The following is a 3,858-nucleotide window of genomic DNA, read 5'->3' as shown; positions in this document are numbered from 1 at the left end:
GGTTGTGAACAAAAAGGAACCGAAAAAACTTTAGAGCGCATCCCTACGGGATGCTTTGGCCGACTCTACCCTCGCGGCAGCCCCACCCTAACTCCTTGTCTGCGCGCCGTATGAGAAAAACGTCAATGCTCAACGCGTTTCCGCCACGCCAACAGCGCAACGACCGTCGCCAGCCCGTAGACCACCCAAATAATATACAACGCCGGAGGAGCCGAATCACCCCCATAAGAGTGCATCCCGCTCAAATAATAGTTCACCCCGAAAAAGGTCATCAGCACCGACCCCAATCCCATAATGCTCATCACGTTGAAGAGATAGGCGCCCCCTCGTCGCAGCCCCGGCACCAACCGGGCATGCAGGATAAACGCATAAACCATCATCGTAATCAAAGCCCACGTCTCCTTCGGATCCCATCCCCAGTAACGTCCCCAAGACTCATTGGCCCATACCGCTCCCAGGAACGTCCCCGCCGTCAACAACACCAGACCGACAATGAGACTCATCTCGTTGATCGCCGTCAATCGCCGCACCTGCAGGTCGACCACCGACGCATTGCGCTCCGTTCGGCACGCCATCGCCGCCAGCGAAACCAGCCCCAGCAGGAATCCGATGCCGAAAAATCCATAACTCCCCGTAATCGCCGCCACATGGATCAGCAACCACGGCGATTTCAGCACCGGAACCAGCGGCGTAATCTCGGGATCCATCCAGTTGAGCGTCGAAACGAACATCAGCACGCCCGACAGAAAAGTCGCCGCCGCCAGCGTGATTCCCGACCGCCGACCGAACGCCAATCCCGCGATCGCCGTCGCCCACGACACGAAAATCATCGACTCGTAGGCATTCGAAACCGGCGGACGACCCGCAATATACCACCGGAGCCCCACTCCCGCCGTCTGGGCGAGAAAAAGAAGCCCGATAATCCCGACCACCACGCCTCCCGCCACGCGCCACCCCTTCGACGGCCGGGCCCAACCGAGCATCGAAATCAGCATCAGCGCAAGACCGAATCCCATATACCCGAACCCCGCCCACTTGAACAGATCGAGCCGATTGTAGAGCATTTCGGCCTCGATCCGGCGCGGAGAGATATCCAGCATAGCCGCCTTTTTCTCCTGATACGTAGCTATCATACCGACAATCTCGTCCGGCGTCGTCCAGTCGCCCGTCTCGGCCGACCGCACCGCCTCGGTGGCGAACCACGGGAAAATCCGGCTGACGAACATCGAATCGCGGTCACGAAACGCGCTCAAGTCGTCGCCCGGCGCATACCACGCCCCGTCCGTCGAAACCGAGGCCGGAGGAAAGATCGCCACCATCCGACCGGCAAACAACGCGTTCAGGATATTGATCTTCTCGTCCAGTTTGAGCAACTCTTTGTCGTACTTGTTCCGTTCGCGCACCGGTTTGGCATAAACGCGTTCGATTTCGTCCGCAAAAATATAGTTGCCCTCGTCGTCCAGCACATCGATAAAGGCCAACCGCCCCTTGGCCACCTGCTCCTCGTCGATGCCGGTCTGCCGCAGAAGCGCTTCGCTCCCCACGTCGATCATCGGCACCCGACTCCATATCTGCGGCTGGGTCAGAAGCCCCAAAAGCACCTGGTCGGCATTCAGCTCCCCGTATCGCTTGTCGCGCGATATCTTCCGCCAGATCTCGGCAGCATAGGTATCCACCGGTTGGATACGTCCCGTCCCGCTCTGCACCATCAGGCGTCCGAACGCCTGCGCCGTCCGGGGCGACACGGCATATTCGACCGCATACACCGGCGCCATCTTCTTCTCGCGCCGGCGATCCACCGTCGTGCGCCGTTCCGCCGACTCCTCCGCCCCGCCGACCGGACGTTCCCGCTCGATACGCTCCATCTGGCGTCGGCTCTGCTCCTCCAACTGCGAAACGGTCATCGTATCGACCCGCTCCTGCGCCCGAACCGGCGAGGCGACGAGCGCGAACATCAGCCCGACGACCGGCATGGCGGTCTGTTTCAGCATCCGCCCGAGGGTGCGGAACCGGGAACGACGCCCGAACAAGGCCACGACCATACCGCCGATCAGGAAAATATACCCGCCGTAGGTGATCCAAGTTCCGATCCGGTCGCGGTTCACGATCAGCACCGTTCCGCGTTCGTCGGGGTCGTAACTGGACTGATAGAGCCGGTAAGGCCCTATGTGCAGCACGTTGTTCATGTAGATATTGGCCGCGCGCTCGGGCCGTCCAGACTGCCGGACGACGACGTCGCTTTCAAACGACGAAGGGCTGTGGGAGCCCGGATAGCGCACGAGGCGGAAATCGCGGAGTTCGACGCTGAAAGGCAGGGTCTCGACCACGCGGTTCGGATTCGTCGGATCAAGCAGCTCGGCGGAGCGTTCCCCTTCGCGAATGTGCATCACCCCTTCGCGCCCGGTCAGCCGGGTGACGAATGCGCCCAACAGAATCACGACAAAAGCGGCATGAAAGCACAGCACAGCCCATTTCCGTTGCTGCACCCAGCGTTGCCGGATCGCGATTCCGATAAAATTGACCGCCAGCAACAGTTGCAGGAGATAAAAAACCGGATGGTGATAGATCCACCGTTGCGCGACGGGCGTCCCGTAACGATTCTCGACAAAGGTGGCGACGGCCAGCACCACGGTATACACCACGAGCAAAACGGCCATGGCCGGATAGGAACAAAGTATTCGAAGTATCTTTTTCATACACAATAATTTATCGAGTCGATCCGAGTTCGAGTTCACGGAGCAGCCACCCCGTCTCTTCCGGGGTCAGCTGCTGGGCCGCGTCGGTCAGCGCGCGGTTCGGCTCGCAGTGGGATTCGACGAACAGCCCGTCGAGCCCCAGCGTCATAGCGGTGCGGGCGACTACGGGCACCAGATCGGCCCGACCGGCAATGTGGCTGGGGTCGCACACGATGGGCAATTCAGGACGCTGTTCGCGAAGCCATAAAGGGATTCGCCACAACGGTTCGTTCCGGAAAATGTCTTCGCGACCGGTACGGAATCCGCGATGGATGGCGACTATTCGGCCCTGTATACCAGCCATTTCGAGCCGTTCGACAGCGCCGAGCCACAAGGCGGCATCGGGTGCGATGGGGTTTTTGACGTACAGATCGACGGCACAGCCGCGCAAGGCATCGGCGATCTGTCGCATATCGAACGGACTGGTGACGGTACGCGCACCGATCCAGAGGATGTCGATTCCGCTGCGCAACAGGGGTTCTACGAAAGCGGCACCGGGCAGTTCGGTCACGACCCGCATGCCGTATGTGCGTCGCACTTCGGCCAGCCATTCGATTCCCTCTTGGCCGACGCCTTCGAAACCGCCGGGCCGGGTTCTGGGTTTCCACAACCCGGCCCGATAGGCGGCGATACCGTGCTCCGCCAGCTCTGCGGCGGTGCGCAACACCTGTTCGCGGCTCTCGGCGCTGCACGGGCCGGCCACGATGATTTTATCTGTTTTCAAACTATTTTTCTTTTTCATGGAACGCTGTTTTGGGTGAACAGGCCCTATCTGCGCCTTTTCTTCTGCAAGAGGCAACGCAACTGAAAACCGATTACACGAATGTCCGCACCGTCGGGGTAGAGGTCCTGTGTGCCGAAACTCAAGATCATGCTGTGGATGCCGCTTGTGGTGGAAGACCTGCTGATCCCGCGGTTGCTGACGTTGACCAGTGCGCCCGAAGGCCAATCGCGGTAGCCCGGGGCGGGGTACCAGGCGAGCGGGGTTCCCTCGCCAGAGGTGCTTACCTTGTAGAGACGACCGTTGGTGGCTTTGTAGTTCCCTGCGCCGTATTTTTCACCGGGAACCCCATCCGAGTAGTACGGGAAGGTACCGGTCAAAGGCTGATCGAGGTCGGTCGCC

General features: G+C 60.3%; 2 protein-coding genes and 1 pseudogene. All 3 read right to left on the bottom strand.

Annotation, left to right across the window (positions count from 1 at the left end):
* Positions 1–122: 122 nt before the first annotated feature.
* Positions 123–2,696: a cytochrome c biogenesis protein CcsA gene (gene ccsA, locus QZ302_RS09235; RefSeq protein WP_294594707.1), complete on the bottom strand. Its 2,574-nt coding sequence runs from the start codon at positions 2,694–2,696 to the stop codon at positions 123–125.
* Positions 2,697–2,706: 10 nt separating this feature from the next.
* Positions 2,707–3,459: a hypothetical protein gene (locus QZ302_RS09230; RefSeq protein ID WP_294594706.1), complete on the bottom strand. Its 753-nt coding sequence runs from the start codon at positions 3,457–3,459 to the stop codon at positions 2,707–2,709.
* A 44-nt stretch (positions 3,460–3,503) separates the two neighbouring features.
* A pseudogene (locus QZ302_RS09225) lies at positions 3,504–3,858 on the bottom strand (hypothetical protein); the annotation flags it as partial.

This window comes from uncultured Rikenella sp. (assembly GCF_910579375.1).
Classification (GTDB): Bacteria; Bacteroidota; Bacteroidia; order Bacteroidales; family Rikenellaceae; genus Rikenella.
The sequence above is the reverse complement of the archived record's forward strand: the minus strand, read 5'-3'. Positions and strand labels throughout refer to the sequence as shown.

Bases quoted from the DNA above. Each gene is read 5' to 3' on its own strand.
- ccsA (WP_294594707.1), bottom strand. From the start codon at position 2,696: ATGAAAAAGATACTTCGAATACTTTGTTCCTATCCGGCCATGGCCGTT.